17 protein-coding genes and 1 pseudogene are annotated in these 22,573 nt (G+C 53.9%); 2 read left to right on the forward strand and 16 right to left on the reverse strand.

Going from position 1 to position 22,573, the window contains the following annotated elements; all coding sequences use genetic code 11:
- Positions 1 to 74 precede the first annotated feature (74 nt).
- The 3 genes from folA to kefF all read right to left on the reverse strand — a co-directional run bounded on the left by folA (position 75) and on the right by kefF (position 3,057).
- Positions 75 to 554, reverse strand: a complete 480-nt coding sequence (gene folA, locus HX884_RS06085; RefSeq protein ID WP_008502023.1) for a type 3 dihydrofolate reductase — start codon at positions 552 to 554, stop codon at positions 75 to 77.
- A gap of 114 nt (positions 555 to 668) precedes the next feature.
- Complete coding sequence (kefC, locus tag HX884_RS06090) at positions 669 to 2,534, reverse strand: glutathione-regulated potassium-efflux system protein KefC (RefSeq protein ID WP_013095537.1); 1,866 nt, start codon at positions 2,532 to 2,534, stop codon at positions 669 to 671.
- The gene (gene kefF / locus HX884_RS06095) at positions 2,527 to 3,057 is read right to left on the reverse strand and encodes a glutathione-regulated potassium-efflux system oxidoreductase KefF (RefSeq protein ID WP_023620041.1); all 531 of its coding nucleotides are present in this window, start codon (positions 3,055 to 3,057) and stop codon (positions 2,527 to 2,529) included. The genes kefC and kefF overlap by 8 nt, the downstream gene beginning before the upstream one ends.
- Positions 3,058 to 3,803: 746 nt before the next feature.
- Here kefF and HX884_RS06100 point away from each other — a divergent pair.
- The gene (locus HX884_RS06100) at positions 3,804 to 6,347 is read left to right on the forward strand and encodes an autotransporter outer membrane beta-barrel domain-containing protein (RefSeq protein WP_178327852.1); all 2,544 of its coding nucleotides are present in this window, start codon (positions 3,804 to 3,806) and stop codon (positions 6,345 to 6,347) included.
- A gap of 47 nt (positions 6,348 to 6,394) precedes the next feature.
- On the opposite strand, the gene HX884_RS06105 is transcribed toward HX884_RS06100, so the two are convergent.
- The 10 genes and pseudogenes from HX884_RS06105 to HX884_RS27155 form a co-directional block, all read right to left on the reverse strand.
- Positions 6,395 to 6,628: a YgdI/YgdR family lipoprotein gene (locus HX884_RS06105; RefSeq protein WP_013095533.1), complete on the reverse strand. Its 234-nt coding sequence runs from the start codon at positions 6,626 to 6,628 to the stop codon at positions 6,395 to 6,397.
- A gap of 139 nt (positions 6,629 to 6,767) precedes the next feature.
- Positions 6,768 to 9,992 (reverse strand): carbamoyl-phosphate synthase large subunit, encoded by a 3,225-nt coding sequence (gene carB, locus HX884_RS06110; RefSeq protein ID WP_013095532.1) that lies wholly within the window; start codon positions 9,990 to 9,992, stop codon positions 6,768 to 6,770.
- Positions 9,993 to 10,010: 18 nt separating this feature from the next.
- Complete coding sequence (gene carA, locus HX884_RS06115; RefSeq protein WP_023620045.1) at positions 10,011 to 11,159, reverse strand: glutamine-hydrolyzing carbamoyl-phosphate synthase small subunit; 1,149 nt, start codon at positions 11,157 to 11,159, stop codon at positions 10,011 to 10,013.
- Between the two features lie 454 nt (positions 11,160 to 11,613).
- The gene (gene dapB, locus HX884_RS06120) at positions 11,614 to 12,435 is read right to left on the reverse strand and encodes a 4-hydroxy-tetrahydrodipicolinate reductase (RefSeq protein WP_178327853.1); all 822 of its coding nucleotides are present in this window, start codon (positions 12,433 to 12,435) and stop codon (positions 11,614 to 11,616) included.
- Between the two features lie 205 nt (positions 12,436 to 12,640).
- The gene (gene ispH / locus HX884_RS06125) at positions 12,641 to 13,591 is read right to left on the reverse strand and encodes a 4-hydroxy-3-methylbut-2-enyl diphosphate reductase (RefSeq protein ID WP_028015471.1); all 951 of its coding nucleotides are present in this window, start codon (positions 13,589 to 13,591) and stop codon (positions 12,641 to 12,643) included.
- A gap of 1 nt (position 13,592) precedes the next feature.
- Positions 13,593 to 14,042: an FKBP-type peptidyl-prolyl cis-trans isomerase gene (gene fkpB, locus HX884_RS06130; RefSeq protein ID WP_013095528.1), complete on the reverse strand. Its 450-nt coding sequence runs from the start codon at positions 14,040 to 14,042 to the stop codon at positions 13,593 to 13,595.
- A gap of 117 nt (positions 14,043 to 14,159) precedes the next feature.
- On the reverse strand, positions 14,160 to 14,660 hold the full coding sequence (gene lspA, locus HX884_RS06135; protein ID WP_013095527.1) for a signal peptidase II: 501 nt from the start codon (positions 14,658 to 14,660) through the stop codon (positions 14,160 to 14,162).
- A complete protein-coding gene (gene ileS, locus HX884_RS06140) occupies positions 14,660 to 17,476 on the reverse strand; it encodes an isoleucine--tRNA ligase (RefSeq protein ID WP_029882680.1) in 2,817 nt (938 codons plus the stop codon). The genes lspA and ileS overlap by 1 nt, the downstream gene beginning before the upstream one ends.
- Before the next feature lie 45 nt (positions 17,477 to 17,521).
- The gene (gene ribF, locus HX884_RS06145) at positions 17,522 to 18,448 is read right to left on the reverse strand and encodes a bifunctional riboflavin kinase/FAD synthetase (RefSeq protein WP_094085088.1); all 927 of its coding nucleotides are present in this window, start codon (positions 18,446 to 18,448) and stop codon (positions 17,522 to 17,524) included.
- A gap of 7 nt (positions 18,449 to 18,455) precedes the next feature.
- Positions 18,456 to 18,674, reverse strand: a pseudogene (locus tag HX884_RS27155) (DUF2575 domain-containing protein).
- Positions 18,675 to 18,775: 101 nt separating this feature from the next.
- On the opposite strand from HX884_RS27155, the gene rpsT reads away from it, so the two are divergent.
- On the forward strand, positions 18,776 to 19,039 hold the full coding sequence (gene rpsT / locus HX884_RS06150; protein ID WP_003856458.1) for a 30S ribosomal protein S20: 264 nt from the start codon (positions 18,776 to 18,778) through the stop codon (positions 19,037 to 19,039).
- 57 nt (positions 19,040 to 19,096) lie between these two features.
- On the opposite strand, the gene nhaR is transcribed toward rpsT, so the two are convergent.
- The 3 genes from nhaR to dnaJ form a co-directional block, all read right to left on the reverse strand.
- Positions 19,097 to 19,996 carry a transcriptional activator NhaR gene (nhaR, locus tag HX884_RS06155; RefSeq protein ID WP_020688469.1) on the reverse strand — a complete coding sequence of 300 codons (900 nt, stop codon included), beginning with the start codon at positions 19,994 to 19,996 and terminating at the stop codon, positions 19,097 to 19,099.
- A gap of 56 nt (positions 19,997 to 20,052) precedes the next feature.
- Positions 20,053 to 21,228 (reverse strand): Na+/H+ antiporter NhaA, encoded by a 1,176-nt coding sequence (gene nhaA / locus HX884_RS06160; protein ID WP_178327854.1) that lies wholly within the window; start codon positions 21,226 to 21,228, stop codon positions 20,053 to 20,055.
- A gap of 173 nt (positions 21,229 to 21,401) precedes the next feature.
- Entirely contained in the window at positions 21,402 to 22,547 is a 1,146-nt protein-coding gene (dnaJ, locus tag HX884_RS06165) for a molecular chaperone DnaJ (protein WP_014830600.1), read from the reverse strand.
- Positions 22,548 to 22,573 lie beyond the last annotated feature (26 nt).

A 22,573-nucleotide genomic window follows, 5' to 3' on the forward strand; every position in this document is an offset into this window, starting at 1 on the left:
CCAGTAGATCACACTTCATCGTGCTTTTCATTTTTCTGGGGAACCCTCAGCCCGGCCGGGAGAGGGTCTATCAACTAGCGACGTTCCAGAATCTCGAAGCAGTAGCTGTGTGAGTTCTGCGCATCCGCGTCGTGAAATTCGCTGAATACCGATTCCCACTCGTCCGGATCGTAGTCCGGGAAATGGGTATCACCTTCCACTTCCGCATCAATATGCGTCAGATAGAGCTTTTGCGCTTTTGGCAGGAACTGCTCATATACACGCCCACCACCAATCACCATGATCTCTTCGGCGTTACCGCAGGCGGCAATCGCCTCGTCCACGGATTTCACCCATTCGACGCGATCGTCAGTGCCTGGCTGGCTACTGATCACGATATTCTTACGGCCCGGCAATGGACGACCAATCGACTCCCAGGTCAGGCGGCCCATCACTACCGGCTTGTTTAACGTCGTACGTTTAAACCATGCGAGATCGGCAGGCAGGTTCCACGGCATGGCATTTTCCATACCGATAACACGGTCCACCGCCAGCGCTGCAATCAGACTGATCATTGAAAATTTCCCGGATGCAAAAAATTGCCGCCACTATACGGAAAGCTTAATCTTTCGTCGACTGGCGGCATGGTAAAGAGCGAGAAATTTTTTAATATTGCTGGCAACTCCACTTCACGCGGAAGGTTTACTCTCCGGTTCGTCCGCCGGATCGCCGGTATGCTTGCCCTCCTCCGTTCCCTGCCAGCCATGACGCTGCACCAGCGACAGATGATTACGATCCTCGTTAATGATCTCTGTCAGCATCGCACTGGTGCGTTTAAACACCGCCGCACGCTCTGTGGCCGTACTGCCCGCCATCGCCACCATCTCTTCCACCATATCGGTATTGAAGCGACGGAACAGATCCGCACGCTCGCGCGCTTCATACGCGCCCAGGCCCAGACTTTCCAGCGCCATGCGGCCAGACTTAAGCGCCCCTTCGAAGGTTTCACGCTCGGGTGCGTCCACCCCCGCCTGTCGCAGCTGGATATAGTGATCCACATCGCGCGCACGGGAGATAATGGTCAGGTTCGGGAAATGCTCCTTCACCAGCTCAACCAGCTGCATACTGGTCTGGGGATCGTCAATCGCGTTGATGAGGACTTCCGCTTTCGCTGCCCCGGCTGATTCCAGCAGATCGACACGCGTTGCATCGCCGTAGAAGACTTTCATATCGAACTTACGCAGGGTATCCACATGGTCCGGATCGTGATCGAGGATAACCATTTTTACCCCGCTTGAAAGCAGTAAACGACCGGTGATCTGCCCAAAGCGACCGAATCCGGCGATGATGACCCGCGGCTGCTCCTCGTCGATCTCATCGGCCTCACGTTCCTGTTCGCTGCCTGTTTTTTCCAGACGCGTCAGCAGCACCAGCAGGATCGGCGTCGCCGCCATCGACAGCGCGACCGCCAGCGTCAGCGCTTTCGCCCACTCGGGATCGAGCACATTGGCCATTTGCGCTGCGCCGAAGACCACAAACGCGAATTCGCTTCCCTGTCCGAGCAACACGGCGAACCAAAGACGCTGTCTGCCAGGCACGTTAAGCGGACGGGCGATCAGCCACAGCATCACCATTTTGATGACCAGGAAACCGACCAGCAGAATGAGGATCCGCAGTGGATGCGTGACCAGCGTGCCAAAGTCGATAGACATCCCGACCCCGATGAAAAACAGCCCCAGCAGCAGTCCTTTAAATGGCTCGATATCACTTTCAAGCGCGTGTCGATACTCTGAGCTGGCCAGCAGAACGCCCGCGAGGAAGGCTCCCATCGCCATCGACAGCCCGGCTTCCTCCAGCAGCAGACCAAAACCAAACACCAGGAACAGCGCCACGGCACTGAACACTTCCCGCAACCCCGAGCGGGCGACAAATCGAAGCAGCGGACGTGTTACATACCGGCCAAGCAGGACAACCAGTGCCAGCGCACCGACCACCTTTAATGCAGAGAGGGCAAAAGCGCCGAGCGTGGTGGAGGCCCCACTTGCGGCCAGCAGTGGGATCATCGCCACCAGCGGAATCGCCGCGATATCCTGAAACAGCAGCACCGAAAACGCACTGCGCCCCATCTGAGAAACGGTCAGGTTTCGCTCGTTCATTGCCTGCATGGCAATCGCCGTCGAAGAGAGTGCCAGCGTCATGCCAATAAGCTCTGCCACTTTCCAGTCCATTCCCAGCAGAATACAGAAGCCGCCCAACAGCAGACCACAGGCTGCCATTTGTAGCGCCCCGCCGCCAAACACTGAGGCGCGCAGCTTCCACAACCGCTGCGGGTCAAGTTCCAGACCAATGACAAACAGCATCAGTACGACACCAATTTCGGCGAAATGCAGGATCGCCTCCGCGTCGGTGACCAGGCGAAATCCCCAGGGTCCGATAACACACCCAGCGATTAGATAGCCCAGCACGGAGCCCAGCCCCAGGCGAACCGCTACGGGCACAATCAGCGCCGCCGCACCAAGGTAAATCAGCGCCTGTATCAGCGTATGGCTATCCATTGTGCGTCTCCTGCCACTCAAGTAAGCGTTGTTTATAATGACGAGCCTGCGCCTGCAACGTCTCATCGTCACAAACAAATGTGCAGTGCATAGCAAAAGGAGGAAGCCAGGTAAGGCCACAGTAGAGTGCTGTCGCCTGAAGCGGTTGTGCCAGCACCTCAAAACCCGGGAAAGAGCCAATATCGAAGTGGCTTTCTCCTCCACCGGTGGTCACAGCCCACATCAGGCTTTTTCCCTTCAGCGCATGCCCGTTGTGACCATACGCCCAGCCGTGGGAAAAGACTTTGTCGATCCACAATTTGAGGAGCGGAGGTGTGCTGTACCACTGCATTGGGTGTTGCCAGATAATCAGATCGGCGCGAGTGAGCGCCTCCTGTTCGGCGGCGATGTCGATGTTAAAATCAGGATAAAGTTGATAGAGGGAACGTATCTCTACGTTGTCGAGTGTCCTTACCTGTTCAAGCATGCGCTTATTCGCATGGGAGTGATGCGGATAGGGATGCGCATAAATTATCAGAATCATCAGTTAGCCTGTCTTTACGGTTCCGTTCTCTCTGGTAGCAGTGAGTGTAGACATTTAACTCGCTCACTGAAAGTCTCCCATTGCCTGGTGTCGGCAAATCTCAAGTATCGTAACTGCTTCTTTAACCATCAATGTTGTTCATATATGTGCGTCTTTGAACAAACAGGAATCCATAGTCTCCAGAAATATCTAACCGATTTTACATTTACCACACTGAAATATTAAGCATTCTTAAAACGACTTTTTAATAAAACAAAGTATACATAACCTATTGAAAAAATAATAATTTTAGATGGTTTTGCGATAACCGCTCTTCAGAAATGTATACGCAATTATTAACCTGAACATTTCACGAACTTTTCATTCAAATGGATGTGTGCATGAGTAATATACGCATTGAACTAAACAGAACAACCAGAATGCTCGGAAGACTGTTCCCCGCCATATTGGCATTCACACCAGCAATAACCTCAGCAGGAATTATTGAACAGTCTACTTCCGTCCCACAAGAATTTTCCGCTGATACCGAATATGTTATCAATAAAGATGTAACGATTTCTTCCTCAAGCAATAAAGCAGCCGTATCCGTATCAGGTATTGATGTCACATCAGTAACAAATAAAGGTAATATATCTGGAGCGGCCAACGGTCTTGATATTAACACCGGCGCTCAACGAGTCATCATTACGAATGAAACTGGAGCAACCATTTCTTCTACTGAAGCAAATGCGGTAAACATCGAATCAATGCAGGGGAATTTAATCAACGAAGGTAATATAAAAGGTGTTCAGACGGGTATTTTCATTAGCGAAAATTCATCAACGGTAAATATTACCAATACAGCAACGGGGAAAGTCGAAGGCAATACAGGGCTTAGTACTGAAGTTGCTACAGCAATTAACAATGAAGGGACATTCAATGGCCTGGAAGGCGATGGTATTGCGCTAAAAAATGGCAATTCCAAAATATCAAATAGCGGTACCATAACAGGCTCGCAGAACGGTATTTATGTCTCAGGTAACGCTAAAGTTGATATTACGAATAGCGGTTCGCTCGGGGGTGGAAATGCGGCAGTATTTTTTGCCAGCGATAAAAATAACACCCTGGTGCTTAATACTGGCTCATCATTATCAGGTGACGTTATTTCGACAGTCTCGAAAGGTAACACCCTGACCTTGGTAGGCACCGGTACAGAAGACAGCAATTTTATCGGACTGAACGAAGGCGATGGCTTCGCCTCTGTCAAAATGAACGGTGAAGACTGGGCGCTGACGGGTAACGTCGACATCATTGGTGCCGGTGATTCACTGCAGGTGAATAGCGGCAACCTGACCCTGGCGGGTACCGTTTCCAATGCTGGCAATACGCTGGTGGCGAATGAAGCCACGCTCCAGCTGGGCAATGGCGAAGGTATGGCAAGTCTCAGCGGTGGCCTAACCAACAATGGTACGGTTATTTTTAACCAGGGAGGCAATTTCACGTTTTCTACCGACATGACCGGCAGCGGAAACGTAGAGAAAGTTGATGCGAATACGCTGACGCTTACCGGCAACAACAGCTATACCGGCGATACGACCCTGCGAAACGGCACAACGCTGGTAGCGGCAGGCGCAACGTTAGGTGTTGAAAACAGCAATGCCACTCTCACCGTGCAGAACGGGGCAAAGTTTGCCACCGCAGGAACCGTCTACAACAACATCACTATTCTCAGCGGCGGTACGCTGGCAGCGTGGAATGCAATTGAGGGTAATGCAACCCTCAGAGACGCCGGCATTGATACCATTAACGGCAACGTGACCAACAGCGGCACGCTTTTGCTCAGTGCTGCCGACCACAGCGTGGGTAATGACTTTACCATTAATGGTGACTATACCGGCGCAGAAGGTAGCCAGATTGTGTTAAACAGCGAGCTGGGTACTGACACGGCACCTACCGATCATCTCACAATAACCGGCAGCAGTTTTGGACAGTCCGGTGTGACCGTCAGCAACATGGGTGGACTTGGCGCACAGACCGTGAACGGCATGGAGATTGTCAGCGTCGCCGGCAGCTCTGAAGCACAGCTAACCCTGGCCAAACCGGTTGTGGCAGGCGCATACGAATACTCTCTTTACCAGCATAGTGACGGGAACTGGTACCTGGAATCGAAGGCCACGCCACCTGTCGATCCGACAGATGATACCGATGACGGTGATAATACCGACAACGGTGGCAATACCGACGATGGCGGTAACACTGATAATGGCGGTAACAGTGACAATGGCAGCAATACCGACAATGGCGGCAACAGCGGCGGCAATGATAACGGCGACGGTGGTGATAATAGCGATAACGGCGGCGGCAATACCCCAGCATCAGAAGTGATGGCACCTGAAGTGGGCGCGTATTTAGGCAACTATCTGGCTGCTCAGAGTATGTTCCTGCATAAACGTGACGATCGCGATCAGCTCACTTTCCGTAACGAAGACGATCTGAATACCTGGATGTATGTAAAAGGTCGTTACCATGAAAATGATGCAGGCGGCGATAAAGTCAGCTACGACACCACGACCACCGTTCTGCAAGTTGGCAGCGATTTCCTCAGCAAGCCAATGGACAGCGGTATCCTGCGTGCCGGTGGCATGTTCGGTGCAGGCCAGGCGAAGACCCACTCAGATGCGAAACACAACGTGCGTGACGCACAGGGTAAAGTCGATGGCTTCAACGTTGGGCTCTACGCCACCTGGCAGGAAGATCAGAAATTACGCCTGGGCAGCTACATTGATACCTGGGCCGCCTACAGCTGGTACAACAACAAAGTGACCAGCAACCGCAACGATGAAGATTACAACAGCGAAGGTTTTGCCGCGTCTGTTGAAGTCGGCCATGCGTGGGTTATCTCATCTGAAAACGAGCGTACCTGGAAGATCGAGCCTCAGGCGCAGGTGATCTACAGCTATCTTGATCAGGAAAATCATACGGACCGCGATGGCGTCCGGGTGACGACTCTGGATAACGACAGCGTCTTCGGTCGTCTGGGTGTGAAATCCAGCTATTTCCAGCAAAAGGACGTCACGGCCTGGCAGCCCTACGTTGCGGTAAACTGGCTGAAGGGTGCAGGTCAAAACGATCTGGCCTTCAACGACGAAACCGTAAGTAATGATACGCCGGAGGATCGTGGTCAGGTAGAGCTGGGTATTACCGGCAATCTTAACGAGACCACGACAATTTCACTTCGCGCCAGCGGCGAATGGGGTGAAAACAACTATGCCGCTTACGGCGGACATATTTTGTTAAACCACCGCTGGTAATCCATCCGCATCAAGCAAAAAAGCAGTGGCAAATGCCACTGCTTTTTTTAATTATCCAGTTCACCCATGGATTTAACCTGGTCACGGTTAATCTGCTCGGTTTGACCAGTTTCCGCGTTTTTATACGACACCAGACCGGTATCGTCATCCACCTGCGGTTTGCCGTCTGTAATGATGGTACGGCCATCGGTGGTTTTTACCGCCTGATTAGATGAACACCCCGCTACGGTGAACATTGCAGTGGCAGCCAGAACGGAAGCGATCAGTAGTTTATTTTGCATGGTGTTTTCCCCTGCTCTCAGTTGAATTTCATTATCGACCTAACCATTTTAGGCTAACTGACTGAATGCGGATGGAAAACCAGAAGGTTCTGAAGAGGGGAAGAATGCCCGGTAGCCGAACGGTACCGGGCAATTTGTCTTACTTGTTAATCTGGGCGTGCATTTCCTGGACCGAAATCACCTTCTCGGTGGCATCCGCGTTCAGCGCCATGGCTGTTGCGAAACCGCCGTTCAGGGTGGTGTCGTAATGCACTTTGTACTGCAGCGCGCTGCGGCGAATCAGCTTGGAGTCTTCAATCGCCTGGCGGCCCGCAGTGGTGTTGATAATATAGGTGTATTCGCCATTCTTAATGCGATCCTGAATGTGCGGACGACCTTCATGCACCTTGTTCACCAGACGCGGGTTGATTCCCGCTTCACCCAGCACAATCGCCGTACCGTGGGTTGCATCCAGCTCGAAGCCCTGTTTCAGCAGCTTGGCCGCCAGGTCAACCACGCGCTCTTTATCGCCTTCGCGAACAGAGAGCAGCGCACGGCCAGATTTCTTCATGGTGGAGTTGCTGCCCAGTTGCGCTTTAGCAAACGCTTCTGCGAAGGTGCGGCCCACGCCCATCACTTCCCCGGTAGAGCGCATTTCTGGCCCTAACAGCGGGTCAACGCCCGGGAATTTGTTGAACGGCAGCACCACCTCTTTCACCGAGTAGTAAGGCGGGATAATCTCTTTTGTGACGCCCTGCTGAGCCAGCGTCTGGCCGGCCATCACGCGCGCCGCCACTTTTGCCAGCGGAATACCGGTCGCTTTAGAGACGAACGGTACGGTACGTGCCGCACGCGGGTTCACTTCAATGAGGTAGACTTCGTTGTCTTTCACGGCGAACTGGACGTTCATCAGGCCGCGAACCTGCAGTTCGAAGGCCAGTTTCTGCACCTGCTGACGCATCACGTCCTGAATTTCCTGGCTCAGGGTGTACGCTGGCAGAGAACAGGCGGAGTCGCCTGAATGCACGCCCGCCTGCTCGATGTGCTCCATGATGCCGCCAATCAGCACCATTTCGCCGTCGCAGATAGCATCCACATCCACTTCAACCGCATCGTCGAGGAAGCGATCCAGCAGCACCGGTGCATCGTTGGACACGCTAACTGCCGTCTGGAAGTAACGACGCAGGTCAGCTTCGTCGTAGACGATTTCCATCGCGCGGCCGCCCAGCACGTAAGAAGGACGCACCACCAGCGGGTAGCCAATCTCTTTCGCCTTCTCAACCGCTTGTTCAATCGCAGTCACGGTGGCGTTTGCCGGCTGTTTCAGCTTCAGACGGTCAACCGCCTGCTGGAAACGCTCGCGGTCTTCTGCACGGTCAATGGCATCCGGGCTGGTACCGATAACCGGCACACCTGCGGCTTCGAGCGCGCGCGCCAGTTTCAGCGGAGTCTGGCCGCCGTACTGCACGATCACGCCTTTTGGCTTCTCGATGCGCACGATTTCCAGCACGTCTTCCAGAGTTACCGGTTCGAAGTAGAGACGGTCAGAGGTGTCATAGTCGGTAGAGACCGTTTCCGGGTTACAGTTGACCATGATGGTCTCGTAACCGTCTTCGCGCAGCGCCAGAGAGGCGTGTACGCAGCAGTAGTCAAACTCGATGCCCTGGCCGATACGGTTTGGGCCACCGCCCAGTACCATGATTTTGTCGCGGTCAACGGACGGATTCGCTTCACACTCGTCTTCATACGTGGAGTACATGTAAGCCGTATCGGTCGCGAACTCTGCCGCACAGGTATCAACACGCTTGTAGACCGGGTGCAGGTCATACTGGTCGCGCAGCTTGCGGATTTCTGCTTCACGCACGCCAGCCAGTTTTGCCAGACGCGCGTCGGCAAAGCCTTTGCGTTTCAGCATGCGCAGGAAGTCAGCGTCCAGGCCATTGATGCCCAGCTCCGCCACTTTCTCTTCCAGACGCACCAGCTCTTCAATTTGCACCAGGAACCAGCGGTCGATGTTGGTCAGGTTGAACACGCCGTCCACGGACAAGCCTGCGCGGAAGGCGTCGGCGATATACCAGATACGCTCTGCGCCCGCGTCTTTCAGCTCGCGGCGGATTTTGGTCAGTGCTTCCGGGTCGTCCAGGCTCACTTTCGGATCGAAGCCTGTCGCGCCCACTTCGAGGCCGCGCAGCGCTTTCTGCAGGGATTCCTGCTGCGTGCGGCCAATCGCCATCACTTCACCCACAGATTTCATCTGGGTGGTCAGACGGTCGTTCGCGCCAGCGAATTTCTCGAAGTTGAAGCGTGGAATTTTGGTCACAACGTAGTCGATAGACGGTTCGAAGGACGCAGGCGTACGGCCCCCGGTGATGTCGTTCATGAGCTCGTCAAGGGTGTAACCGACCGCCAGTTTCGCCGCCACCTTCGCAATCGGGAAGCCGGTCGCTTTAGAGGCCAGCGCGGAGGAGCGGGACACGCGCGGGTTCATTTCGATAACAATCAGACGGCCGGTTTTCGGGTTCACCGAGAACTGCACGTTAGAACCACCGGTTTCGACGCCGATTTCACGCAGTACCGCCATCGAGGCGTTACGCATGATTTGGTACTCTTTGTCGGTCAGCGTTTGCGCTGGCGCAACGGTAATGGAGTCGCCGGTGTGGATACCCATCGCATCGAAGTTTTCGATGGAGCAGACGATGATGCAGTTGTCGTTTTTATCACGCACCACTTCCATCTCGTACTCTTTCCAGCCAATCAGCGATTCATCAATCAGCAGTTCTTTGGTTGGGGAGAGATCCAGGCCGCGCTCGCAAATCTCTTCAAACTCTTCGCGGTTGTAGGCGATACCGCCGCCAGTGCCGCCCATGGTGAAGGAAGGACGGATGATGCACGGATAACCCACTTCAGCCGCTACGGCCAGTGCCTCTTCCATGTTGTGAGCGATACCGGAACGCGCGGTGTCGAGGCCGATTTTTTTCATCGCCACGTCGAAGCGACGACGGTCTTCTGCTTTATCAATCGCGTCGGCGGTCGCACCAATCATGGTCACGCCGAACTCTTCCAGCACGCCCTGACGCTCCAGCTCCAGTGCGCAGTTCAGCGCAGTCTGGCCACCCATGGTCGGCAGAACCGCATCCGGACGCTCTTTCTCGATGATTTTACGTACCACTTCCCAGTGAATTGGCTCGATGTAGGTTGCATCCGCCATTTCCGGGTCGGTCATGATGGTCGCCGGGTTAGAGTTCACCAGGATAACGCGGTAACCCTCTTCGCGCAGGGCTTTACACGCCTGTGCACCGGAGTAGTCAAATTCACAGGCCTGACCGATAACAATCGGGCCAGCGCCAAGGATCAGGATGCTTTTTATGTCTGTACGTTTTGGCATGGTCTTCTCGGCTCCTGATTATTTAGCGGTCTTACGGTATTGCTCGATAAGTTCGATGAAGTGATCGAACAGCGGTGCGGCATCGTGCGGCCCCGGGCTGGCTTCCGGGTGTCCCTGGAAGCTGAACGCTGGCTTATCGGTACGATGGATCCCCTGCAGGGTGCCATCGAACAGGGATTTGTGCGTCACGCGCAGATTAGCCGGCATTGACGCTTCATCTACTGCGAAGCCGTGGTTCTGTGCCGTAATCATCACCGTGTTGTTGTCGATGTCTTTCACCGGGTGGTTACCACCGTGGTGACCGAACTTCATCTTAATGGTGTTCGCCCCGCTCGCCAGCGCCAGCAACTGATGGCCGAGGCAGATGCCGAATACCGGAATATCGGTTTCGAGGAAGGACTTGATGGCATCGATAGCGTAATCGCACGGTGCCGGGTCGCCAGGACCGTTAGAGAGGAAGATGCCATCCGGGTTCATCTTCAGTACGTCTTCGGCAGAGGTTTTCGCCGGCACCACCGTCAGACGGCAGCCGCGATCAACCAGCATTCGCAGGATATTGCGCTTGGCGCCGAAATCGTAGGCGACCACGTGGAACGGCAGCTCGCTCTCTTTTTTCGCTTCCGGCAGGTCATCTGACAGCGTCCAGCTACCTTGCGTCCAGCTGTATGCTTCAGTGGTCGTCACTTCTTTCGCCAGGTCCATGCCATTCAGGCCCGGGAAGGCTTTCGCTTTTTCCAGCGCCAGCGCCGCATCGAGGTTGTCCCCTGCGATGATGCAGCCGTTCTGTGCACCCTTCTCGCGCAGCAGACGCGTTAACTTACGGGTATCGATATCGGCAATCGCCACAATGTTATGGCGCTTCAGGTAGGAAGAGAGGTCTTCGGTATTGCGGAAGTTGCTGGCAATCAGCGGCAGGTCGCGAATGACCAGGCCTTGCGCATGTACCTGAGAAGATTCTTCGTCAGCAGCATTGGTGCCGACATTGCCGATATGAGGATAAGTAAGAGTAACGATTTGGCGAGAATAGGAAGGATCAGTGAGGATTTCTTGATAACCGGTCATTGAAGTATTGAAAACGACTTCCCCAACCGCCGAACCCGTTGCCCCTATGGCCCGACCGATAAACTGGGTTCCGTCTTCCAGAACCAATAGCGCTGACTTAATCAAAACACCCTCCAGAGAATATTCACTCACTTTATTTGCATATTAATTCACAACCATGTCATAAATCAATGCAAATGTGTTGCCAGCGGATTTTTGGCAAACGGCGGCATTCTGGAGATTTGCCAGGTAAAAGTCAACTCAAAACGGATATTTTAATTATCCTTTTGCAAGCCTGGCGGCCTGAAAAGATGTTAAGCGGCAAAAAGATCAGGTAAATCACGACAGAAAACGCTTGCGTGGTAAGTTTATTGGAATTTCTGGTACGCAGATAACAAAAAGTGGACCAAACGGTCAAAATTTACATATCAGCAACACAAAATGGCGAGATAACATCTATTTTTAGTCAAAAAAGACAAAACCAAACATGGAATGGATAAAATAAAAGGGCAATAAATTATTGCCCTATGCAATCAAAAAGTTACGACTGCAATAACCACATCACGATGGGTAATATCTCTTACAAATTGTTGAGATCGAGCACATCACGCATATCAAAAAGAGCATTTTCTTTGCCTTTCAGCCACAAAGCGGAGCGAACGGCACCATTCGCAAATGTCATGCGGCTGGATGCTTTATGCGTGATCTCTACACGTTCTCCAATATCGGCGAACATCGCAGTATGTTCCCCGACGATGTCACCCGCTCGCACGGTTGCGAAACCAATCGTTCCCGGGACGCGTTCGCCCGTATGGCCTTCGCGGGTATATACCGCGCAGTCTTTTAAATCTTTATCCAGTGCATGCGCAATCGCTTCGCCCATTGCCAGCGCCGTGCCGGAGGGAGCATCGACTTTGTAACGGTGGTGAGCTTCGACAATCTCAATGTCGGTATAATCGCCCATCACTTTTGCGGCCTTCTCCAGCAGCTTAAGCATAACGTTGACGCCCACGCTAAAGTTAGCGGCGAAGACAATAGCAATCTCATGTGACGCATCCTGAATGGCTTGTTTACCGGCTTCATCAAACCCGGTGGTGCCAATCACCATGCCTTTGCCGTGCTGACGGCAAAATGCCAGATGGGTCAGTGTGCCTTCTGGCCGGGTGAAATCGATAAACACATCAAAATCATCTTTCACCGCATCAAGGCTGCTTTGAACGGTAACGCCCGTCTTGCCCGCGCCTGCCAGTTCACCGGCATCGGCCCCAAGAAGCGATGAACCTTCACGTTCCAGTGCTGCGCCCAGCGCTACGCCATCCATCTGAAGTGCCGCCTGAATGAGCTGGCGACCCATACGTCCACCCGCGCCCGCAATAGCGACACGGATCTGTGCATCATGCATAGTTATTCTCTTACGTTAAAATGATGTAAACCGTTTTCAGATTAACCAGCCTTTGTCAGGGCTGCCAACTGAAAACACCGATAATTAGAATTTAACGTGAAACGGACTCAAATATCAGTAAAAGACATGATTTTGTCGTCACGATAAAGTAGCAGATAAAAAAAAGGCCAGCACAGGAGGTGCTGGCCTTTCATCAGAAGAAGGATTATTCCACTTCGCGTGCATCAATACGCAGCTCTTTCGGGACTTCGAAGACGATGTTCTCTTCGCGGCCTTCCAGCGGAACGGCTTCACCACCACCCAGTTCCTGCAGACGGGCGATCACGTTCTGCACCAGGATATCCGGTGCGGAAGCCCCTGCGGTGACACCGACACAGGCCGCGTTTTTCACCCACGCTTCCTGAATGTCCGTCGCGTCGTCAATCAGAAACGCCGCCTTGCCCATGCGCTGCGCCAGTTCGGCCAGACGGTTGGAGTTAGAGGAGTTTTTCGAGCCGACCACCAGCACCACGTCCGCCTGCTCAGCCAGTGCACGCACCGCTTCCTGGCGGTTAGTGGTTGCGTAGCAGATATCATCTTTACGCGGCCCGACGATTTTCGGGAAACGCTGGCGCAATGCGTCAATCACATCCGACGTATCATCAACTGAAAGCGTGGTCTGCGTCATGAACGACAGACGGGCTTCGTTTTTCACGTTCAGCGTAAGCACATCTTCCGGCGACTCCACCAGATACATCCCCCCTTCCGGGTTGCTGTACTGGCCCATCGTGCCCTCGACTTCCGGGTGACCGGCGTGACCAATCAGGATCGACTCTTCACCGCGACGACTGGCGCGCGCCACTTCCATATGCACTTTGGTTACCAACGGACAGGTGGCGTCGAACACCGTTAAATCACGGCTTTTCGCTTCGTTACGTACCGCCTGGGAGACACCGTGTGCGGAGAAAATCAGGATCGCGCCGTCCGGCACTTCGCTGATCTGCTCAATGAAGATTGCACCGCGTTCACGCAGGCTGTCGACCACGTAACGGTTATGTACAACTTCGTGACGCACGTAAATCGGCGCGCCGTAAATCTCCAGCGCGTTTTCAACAATGCTGATAGCGCGGTCTACACCGGCGCAGAAGCCGCGCGGGTTAGCCAACAGGATCTGCATTTCAGGCCTCCAGTACCGGATCGATCTCCAGCACTTCAATATCAAAATGGACGGTGCGCCCGGCAAGAGGATGGTTGAAATCTACGGTGATGGAGTCGCCGTTGATTTCGCGGATCACGCCAGGCATTTCGCTGCCATCCATAGCGGTAAAGAGCATAATCGCCCCGATTTCCGGTTCGCCCGCATCCATAAACTCACGACGAGAGAAGTACTGGATAAGATCCGGGCTTGGCACGCCAAACGCCGCATCCGGCTCCAGCGAAAACGCCTTCTTCTCCCCCTCTTTCAGACCCAGAAGCTGCTGCTCCAGACCTTCAGATAACGACGTATCGCCAAGACGAAACAGGGCTGGTTTGCCGTTATTGCGGGTGGATTCGGCCGTTGAGCCGTCATCCAGTTTCAGCGTGAAGTGAACGAGAACCGCGCTATTGCTTTGTACGGATTTAGACATGCAAATTGCTCGCTTGTTTTGGGTCACCTGTTGCCCGGTGGCGCTGCGCTTACCGGGCCTACGGGAGGCCACAAATTCTGTAGGCCGGGTAAGCGCAGCGCCACCCGGCATTTACAATTAAGCCTGCTCTTTCGCGGCGGGTTTCGGCAAGAAACCTTCCAGCACGATTAACGCCGCACCGATACAAATTGCGCTATCGGCGAGGTTAAAGGTCGCAAAGTGCCAGTCGCCGACGTAGAAGTCGATCATATCGACCACAAAGCCATGCCACAGGCGATCGAACAGGTTACCTAACGCGCCGCCAATGATCAGCGCATAGGCGATGTTGTTCAGCTTTTGTGTCGCTTTCGAACGGTACATCAGCACCGCCAGCACCACACAGATACCGATAGCAATACCCGCGAAGAACCAGCGCTGCCAGCCACCGCTGTCAGCAAGGAAGCTAAACGCTGCGCCATAGTTACGCGCATAGTGCAGATTAAGCGACGGGAACAGCGGAACCGTATCCCCCAGAGCAAAGTTCTGGAGGATCAGGAACTTGCTGCCCAGATCAATAATCAGCACCACCACAACCAGCCACAGCCAGCGCAGTCCTGTTGAACAGAGAGTTTTACTCATCAGGCAAACTTACGTTTTTCGCCGTCACCGGCGACGTTGCTTACACAGCGTCCGCAGATGTCTGCGTGTTCCGCCACCTGGCCGACATCGGTGGTGTAGTGCCAGCAGCGCGGGCACTTCTCACCTTCGGCTTTGCTCAGTGCGACTTTCAGTCCTTTAAGCAGTTCGCTCTGCTGAGCATCAGCAGAAGCGTCGGCATAATCCGCAACTTTCGCACCGGAGGTCAACAGGACAAATCGTAATTCATCGCCCAGCGCCGTCAGTTTGGCCGCCAGCTCAGGTTCTGCGTACAGGGTCACTGCCGCTTCCAGAGAACCACCGACTTTCTTGTCAGCACGCGCCTGTTCAATGACCTTGTTCACTTCGCCACGCACTTTCAGCAGCTCGTCCCAGAAGGCATCGTTCATCGCTTCGGTACTGGAGAGATCGAACAGACCTTCGTACCACTCGCCGGTGAAGACATACTTCTCACGCTCACCTGGCAGGTAGCCCCAGATTTCATCCGCGGTGAAGGACATAATTGGCGCCATCCAGCGCACCAGTGCTTCTGCGATGTGATACAGCGCAGTCTGGCAGCTACGACGCGCCACGCTGTCCGCTTTCGCGGTGTACTGGCGATCTTTGATGATGTCGAGGTAGAACGAGCCCATCTCGATGGAGCAGAAGCGCATCAGGCGCTGCACCACTTCATGGAAATCGTAAGACTCGTATGCCTTAACGATATCTTCCTGCGCCGCTTTCGCACAGCCTACCGCCCAGCGATCCAGCACCACCATCTCTTCCGGTTTCACCATGTCTTTTGCCGGATCGAAACCATTCAGGTTCGCCAGCAGGAAGCGCGCGGTGTTACGGATACGACGATAGCTGTCGGCAGCACGTTTCAGGATCTCATCTGATACCGCCATTTCGCCGGTATAGTCAGTAGATGCCACCCACAGACGCAGAATGTCTGCGCCCAGTTTGTTCATCACGTCCTGCGGAGAAACGGTATTACCGATAGATTTGGACATCTTGCGGCCCTGACCATCGACGGTGAAACCGTGGGTCAGTACCTGACGGTAAGGTGCTTTACCTTTCATGGCGGTGGAGATCATCAGAGATGACATGAACCAGCCACGGTGTTGGTCAGAACCTTCCAGATACATATCAGCAGCGTGACCGGCAAACTCAGGACGCACGTCAACCACGGAGGCGTGAGTAGACCCGGAGTCGAACCACACGTCCAGGGTATCTGGCACTTTCTCGTAGTTGTCCGCGTCAGCGCCCAGGATATCGCGGGCATCGAGATCCCACCACGCCTGAATGCCATCAACTTCAACACGCTTCGCCACTTCTTCCATCAGTTCCAGCGTGTTCGGGTGCAGTTCGTGCGTCTCTTTATGCACGAACAGCGACATCGGCACCCCCCAGGTGCGCTGACGGGAGATACACCAGTCAGGACGGTTAGCCACCATGGATTCAATACGCGCCTGGCCCCAGTCCGGGATCCACTGCACGCCTTTGATCTCTTTCAGAGACTGCTCGCGCAGGCCTTTCTGATCCATGCTGACGAACCACTGTGGGGTCGCACGGAAGATGATCGGCGTCTTGTGACGCCAGCAGCACGGGTAGCTGTGCTGCATTTTCTCAACGTGCAACAGCGCGCCGCGCTCACGCAGCATCTCCACGATGATGTCGTTCGCTTTGAAGACGTTGATACCGTCCAGCGATGGATACGTACCAGGCAGGTATGATCCGTCCGGACCAACCGGGTTCGCGATTTCCAGACCGTATTTCAGGCTGATGTTGTAGTCGTCAGGACCGTGACCACCGGCGGTATGTACTGCACCGGTACCGGCTTCCAGCGTCACGTGGTCGCCCAGGATCGCCGGAACGTCGAAGTCCAGGAACGGGTGTTTGAAGCGCATCAGCTCCAGCGCGTCGCCCTTCACGGTGCCCAGCACGGTGTAGTCGGTGATGTTCGCGCGTTTCAGCACGCTTTCCACCAGATCTTTCGCCAGGATCAGCGCCTGACCGTCAATCTGAACCAGTGCATATTCGAACTCACCGGAGAGGGAGATTGCACGGTTAGCAGGCAGCGTCCATGGGGTGGTGGTCCAGATAACCAGCGAGATCGGACCGCTTACGCCCGGCAGGCCGAATTTACCTTTGATCGCATCCTGATCGACCGCTTCGAAGGCCACGTCGATTGAAGGCGAGGTTTTGTCGTAATACTCAACTTCTGCTTCTGCCAGCGCAGAACGGCAGTCCACGCACCAGTGCACCGGCTTCGCGCCTTTGTGCAGGTGGCCATTGCCGATGATTTTACCCAGCGCACGGATGATGTTGGCTTCGGTTTTGAAGTCCATGGTCAGGTACGGATGCGACCAGTCGCCCAGCACGCCCAGACGAATAAAGTCTGCACGCTGGCCGTCAACCTGAGTGGCCGCGTATTCACGGCATTTCGCACGGAATTCCGCCGCAGTGAATTTCTCACCCGGCTTACCAAACTCCTGCTCAACTTTCAGTTCAATCGGCAGACCGTGGCAATCCCAACCCGGAACGTAAGGCGAGTCATATCCCGCGAGTCCTTTGGACTTCACGATAATGTCTTTCAGAATCTTGTTTACAGAGTGACCAATATGAATGCTGCCATTCGCATATGGAGGGCCATCATGCAGAATGAAGGTTTTTTTGCCTTTCTTGGCTGCACGAATGATGCCGTACAGGTCATCATCGGTCCAACGCGCCAGCATTCCCGGTTCGCGCTTGGCGAGATCGCCGCGCATCGGGAACCCTGTTTCCGGCAAATTCAGGGTTGATTTATAGTCACTCATCAGATTCTCGGTTCCGTATTTATCACGTAGGCATTTAAGCCGGGTTCAAAGCCCAAAAAACTCGCGGGCCGTTAATTCATCTCGCGCGATTTGCGCTTTTAGTTCATCCAGCGAGGCAAATCGCTGCTCATTGCGTATTTTTTTACGCAGTATGACATCTATATGGCGACCGTAGAGGTCCATTACAACGTCCAGCAGATGCACTTCCAGCTGCTGTCGCACACCGGCGACCGTAGGACGTGTGCCAATATTGGCGACACCGTAAAAAGGTTTCTCGCCCAGTCCAGCCACTTCCACCGCATATACCCCTTTAACCGGGGAGACCTGACGACGCAGCGGTATATTCGCCGTCGGGAAACCTATCGTACGGCCCAGCGCATCGCCATGAACCACACGACCAGAAATGGTAAACGGATGCCCCAGCAAATTCTCTGCGGTCTCCAGTTCATCATTGGCCAGCGCCTGACGAACCGCCGTACTGCTGACGCGCACGCCACCTTCGCAAAAGGTCATCGCGCTGGTGACGTCAAAACCATATTCCAGGCCAGCCTTCTGTAATAGCAAGAAATCGCCCTGACGACCAGCGCCAAAGCGGAAATCATCACCCACGGCGAGAAACTGCACGCCAAGGCGCTTGACCAACAGGTCGCTGACGAAATTTTGTGCTGTCAGCGCGGCAAAACGACGATCAAAACGGACACACAATACGAAGTCCACACCGGACTGTGCCAAATAGCGCAACTTCTCGCGCAGGCGAGTAAGTCGGGCAGGCGATTTATCGCCCGCGAACAGTTCCAGCGGCTGCGGCTCGAAAATCATCACTACCACGGGCAGGCCACGTGCCTCCCCTTCTTTACGCAATCCCTGCAACAGCGCCTGATGCCCACGATGCACGCCGTCGAAATTACCAATGGTCAGCACGCACCCGTGGGGGGCTTTGCTGAGATTATGTATGCCGCGTATCAGCTTCATGTCTGGCTCAAAACAGTGAAAATCGCCAAAGTATACCTTGTACAGCGATTAAGGTTAACTGACGATTGTCTGCACAAAACAGAAAGCCGTAATGATTTCATCATGCTGACCTTTCACAGCAAAAAAATCTGTCCGGGAACTGCGATTTTTATGCCGAAAAGCTGTATTCACGAAAGACAAGCTGGTAGAATCCTGCGCCATCACTACGTAACGTAGCGTCGCTAATTAACGGCGCTTATTTGCACAAATCCATTGACAAAAGAAGGCAAAGAGGGCATATTCCTCGGCCTTTGAATTGTCCACATAGATCATATTTGGGAGTTGGACTTGGCTAATATCAAATCAGCTAAGAAACGTGCCGTTCAGTCTGAAAAGGCTCGTAAGCACAACGCAAGCCGTCGCTCTATGATGCGTACTTTCATCAAGAAAGTATACGCAGCAATCGAAGCTGGCGACAAAGCTGCAGCGCAGAACGCATTTAACGAAATGCAACCAATCGTGGATCGTCAGGCTGCTAAAGGTCTGATCCACAAAAACAAAGCAGCGCGTCATAAAGCAAACCTGACCGCGCAGATCAACAAACTGGCTTAATCGCCGCTTGTTGTTGCTTGTTTAAAGAACCCGCTTAACGCGGGTTTTTTTATACCTTCAGTTTGCTGGCGGGGTAAACAGCGCCGAGTAGTCGCGGTTACAGATACGCTGCACCGCCGGGTGTTGAATCATCCTTTCGGCGAAGATGGCGTGGTACTCCTCCATGACGTTATCGACTCTGCCAATCTCGGTAATCTTGTTATCCGAATAGAGATCGTGCATGTACAGCGTCGGCGCAACAAAGATTGCGTTGTGCGCCTCACCAAACGCTTTCATCAGTGCTGCATCATCGAACTCACCCAGGATCTCCACGTTCAGCCCCTGAGAGTTAAACCAGTTCTGCAGCTTACGCCCCAGCATGGAGCGCCTTCCCGGCACCAGCAAGCGGCGTTCTTCCAGACAGGCAGGGAACGGTTTTTCCGGAGGCGGGTTGATGCACCAGAAGCTTACCCCGCATTCACCAATCTTGACCGAAAACAGCCCCTCCTGCTGCGTGGAGTCGATGGGGCAATCCGAGATAATCATATCCAGCTTATGCTGGCTCAACTGCTCCAGCAGCATTTCGTGTGTGGATTCAAAACAGCGCAAATGGATCTGCTCGTCTTCAACCACCGCCGCATCCAGCACGCCGCTCACCAGCCGTTTCGAGAGGGCATCCGCCACGCCCACGTCAAACAGCAAATTAGACTCTTTGCGGTAGTTGACGATATCCAGCATCTCCTGGCTCAGGGTAAACATCTTGTCCGCATAGCGAAAAACCAGTTCACCCAACTCGCTTGGCTCTATCCCACGTCCTTTACGCTTGAACAGCTTGCCTTGCAGGCGTTCTTCCAGAGCTTTGATTTGCCCGGTGATAGTTTGTGGCGTCAGAAAAAGAGCTTCTGCCGCCCCTACCACCGAGCCTTGTTTGTAAACATGCCAGAAATAATAAAGATGGTTGTAATTCAAATGAGACATCGCGTCTTCTCTCCCTGAGTGTATCGGGAGAAGAATGACCTCCTCCCGGTTTTCCGTTATGCCTGGACGGCCTGCCCGGACAACTTCACCTTCAATAAGGTATAACCAATAACTGCGGCCAGTAATGAACCGATAAGAATGGCGAGTTTTGCCCAGATAATCAGCTCAGGCGCGTTTGCACCAAATGCCAGCGTCGAGATAAAGATCGACATGGTAAATCCGATACCGCACAGCACGCCGACCGCCATAATCTGACCAAATGTTGTGCCGTTCGGCAACGATGCCAGCTTAAACTTCAGCGCCAGCCAGCAGAACAGGCTGATCCCCAGCGGTTTACCAATAAACAGCCCGGCAATAATACCCAGCGGCAGCACGGAAGTGAGCCCCTCCAGCGTAACCCCTCCCAGGGAAACACCCGCGTTGGCAAACGCAAACAGCGGCAGGATCATAAAGGCGACCCACGGGTGCAGCACATGCTCCAGTTGTTTGGCCGGTGATTTACCCTCCTGCGGCTTAAGCGGCACAAAGAAGCCGACGATCACCCCGGCCAGCGTGGCATGGACACCCGATTTCAGCACCGCCGTCCACAACACCATCCCCACAAGGATGTAAATTCCAATGCGACGGACATTGAAAATGTTCAACAGCGCCAGAACGGCAATCGCCCCTGCTGCCACGCTCAGCGACAGAATCGACAGATCGCTGGTGTAGAACAGCGCGATAATGACGATAGCCCCCAGGTCATCAATGATCGCCAGCGCCATCAGGAAGATTTTCAGTGCAACCGGAACCCGGCTCCCGAGCAACGCTAAAACGCCAAGCGCAAACGCGATATCCGTTGCCGCCGGGATCGCCCACCCGTCACGCGCGACAGGATCCTGCCAGGCAAACGCGAGGAAGAGCAGCGCCGGAACAACCATCCCGCCAATGGCGGCGATCACCGGAAACGCTGCGCGCTGGCGGCTGGCCAACGAGCCCATCACCAGTTCACGTTTCACCTCAAGCCCCACCAGCAGGAAGAACACCGCCATCAGCGCATCGTTGATCAACAGCAGCATGTTCTTGTTAATTTCCAGCGCGCCGACCTTAAGCTCGACGGGCGTTTCCAGAAATGCGTGATAGAGATCGCGCGTCATGCCCATGTTGGCGAGCAGCATCGCGGCCGCAGCAGCAATAATCAGGATCACGCCGCCGGATGCTTCACTGCTAAAGAAACGGTGTAGTAATTTCACGTTAATTCTCTCTTTTACAACAATACCTCGATAAAACCATAATATCAGCGCAAACAAATCGGTAAAAACAGATTAATATTGAATATATACTCAGTTTAACCGAGCTTTCGAACAAGAAATAAAAAACCCGGAATCGCTTCCGGGTTTTTAAAGGATAGTAACCAGCTAACGATTTAGCGGGTCAAATCATCGAAGAATTTTTTGACGCCATCGAAGAAGCTTTTGGAGCGTGGGCTGTTTTTCTCACCCGTCGGGCCGCCAAAGCTTTCCTGCAGCTCTTTTAACAGCTGTTTCTGCTTGTCGTTCAGGCCAACCGGGGTTTCAACCACCACGCGGCACAACAGGTCGCCCTGCGCACCACCGCGAACGGATTTCACGCCTTTACCGCGCATGCGGAACAGCTTACCGGTCTGCGTTTCGCCTGGGATTTTCAGGTTCACGCGCCCATCCAGCGTAGGCACTTCAATTTCGCCACCAAGCGCTGCCATAGCAAAGTTGATCGGGACTTCACAGTAGAGGTTGTTGCCTTCACGCTCAAAGATAGCGTGCTGTTTCACCTGAACCTGAACGTACAGATCGCCTGCTGGTGCACCGTGCTCGCCTGCTTCGCCTTCACCTGCCAGACGGATGCGGTCGCCCGTATCTACGCCAGCCGGGATTTTAACGGACAGGGTTTTGGTTTTCTCAACGCGACCGTGGCCGTGGCATTTGGTGCATGGATCTTTAATCAGCGTCCCACGACCATGACAGTGCGGACATGCCTGCTGAACTGCGAAAAAGCCCTGACGCATCTGCACCTGACCGGAACCGTGACAGGTTGGACAGGTTTGTGGCTGCGTACCCGCTTTCGCACCGCTGCCATGGCAAACGTCACACTCTTCCAGCGTCGGGATACGGATCTCTTTGGTGACACCGCGAACGGCCTCTTCCAGCGTCAGCTCCATGTTGTAGCGCAGATCCGCACCACGCGCTGCGCGTTGACGACCGCGGCCACCACCGAAGATATCGCCGAAAACATCGCCAAAGATATCGCTGAAATCAGCGCCGCCGCCAAAGCCGCCGCCACCGAATCCACCGCCACCCATGCCGCCCTGTTCAAAGGCTGCGTGACCGTACTGGTCATAGGCCGCACGTTTTTGTGCATCGGTCAGGACTTCGTAGGCTTCTTTGATCTCTTTAAATTTAGCTTCAGCCTCTTTGTCACCCTGATTGCGATCCGGGTGGAATTTCATGGCCAGGCGCTTATACGCCTTTTTGATTTCACGCTCTTCCGCAGTTTTCGGAACGCCTAAAATCTCGTAATAGTCTTGCTTTGCCATTGGTTTTTTTAAGCCCCTTAACATGC

The sequence above is a fragment of the Enterobacter sp. SECR19-1250 genome (genome assembly GCF_013391025.1).
Classification (GTDB): domain Bacteria; phylum Pseudomonadota; class Gammaproteobacteria; order Enterobacterales; family Enterobacteriaceae; genus Enterobacter; species Enterobacter cloacae.

Bases quoted from the DNA above. Each gene is read 5' to 3' on its own strand.
- folA (WP_008502023.1), bottom strand. From the start codon at position 554: ATGATCAGTCTGATTGCAGCGCTGGCGGTGGACCGTGTTATCGGTATG.
- kefC (WP_013095537.1), bottom strand. From the start codon at position 2,534: ATGGATAGCCATACGCTGATACAGGCGCTGATTTACCTTGGTGCGGCG.
- kefF (WP_023620041.1), bottom strand. From the start codon at position 3,057: ATGATTCTGATAATTTATGCGCATCCCTATCCGCATCACTCCCATGCG.
- HX884_RS06100 (WP_178327852.1), top strand. From the start codon at position 3,804: ATGCAGGGGAATTTAATCAACGAAGGTAATATAAAAGGTGTTCAGACG.
- HX884_RS06105 (WP_013095533.1), bottom strand. From the start codon at position 6,628: ATGCAAAATAAACTACTGATCGCTTCCGTTCTGGCTGCCACTGCAATG.
- carB (WP_013095532.1), bottom strand. From the start codon at position 9,992: ATGCCAAAACGTACAGACATAAAAAGCATCCTGATCCTTGGCGCTGGC.
- dapB (WP_178327853.1), bottom strand. From the start codon at position 12,435: ATGCATGATGCACAGATCCGTGTCGCTATTGCGGGCGCGGGTGGACGT.
- ispH (WP_028015471.1), bottom strand. From the start codon at position 13,591: ATGCAGATCCTGTTGGCTAACCCGCGCGGCTTCTGCGCCGGTGTAGAC.
- fkpB (WP_013095528.1), bottom strand. From the start codon at position 14,042: ATGTCTAAATCCGTACAAAGCAATAGCGCGGTTCTCGTTCACTTCACG.
- lspA (WP_013095527.1), bottom strand. From the start codon at position 14,660: ATGAGTAAAACTCTCTGTTCAACAGGACTGCGCTGGCTGTGGCTGGTT.
- ileS (WP_029882680.1), bottom strand. From the start codon at position 17,476: ATGAGTGACTATAAATCAACCCTGAATTTGCCGGAAACAGGGTTCCCG.
- ribF (WP_094085088.1), bottom strand. From the start codon at position 18,448: ATGAAGCTGATACGCGGCATACATAATCTCAGCAAAGCCCCCCACGGG.
- nhaR (WP_020688469.1), bottom strand. From the start codon at position 19,996: ATGTCTCATTTGAATTACAACCATCTTTATTATTTCTGGCATGTTTAC.
- dnaJ (WP_014830600.1), bottom strand. From the start codon at position 22,547: ATGGCAAAGCAAGACTATTACGAGATTTTAGGCGTTCCGAAAACTGCG.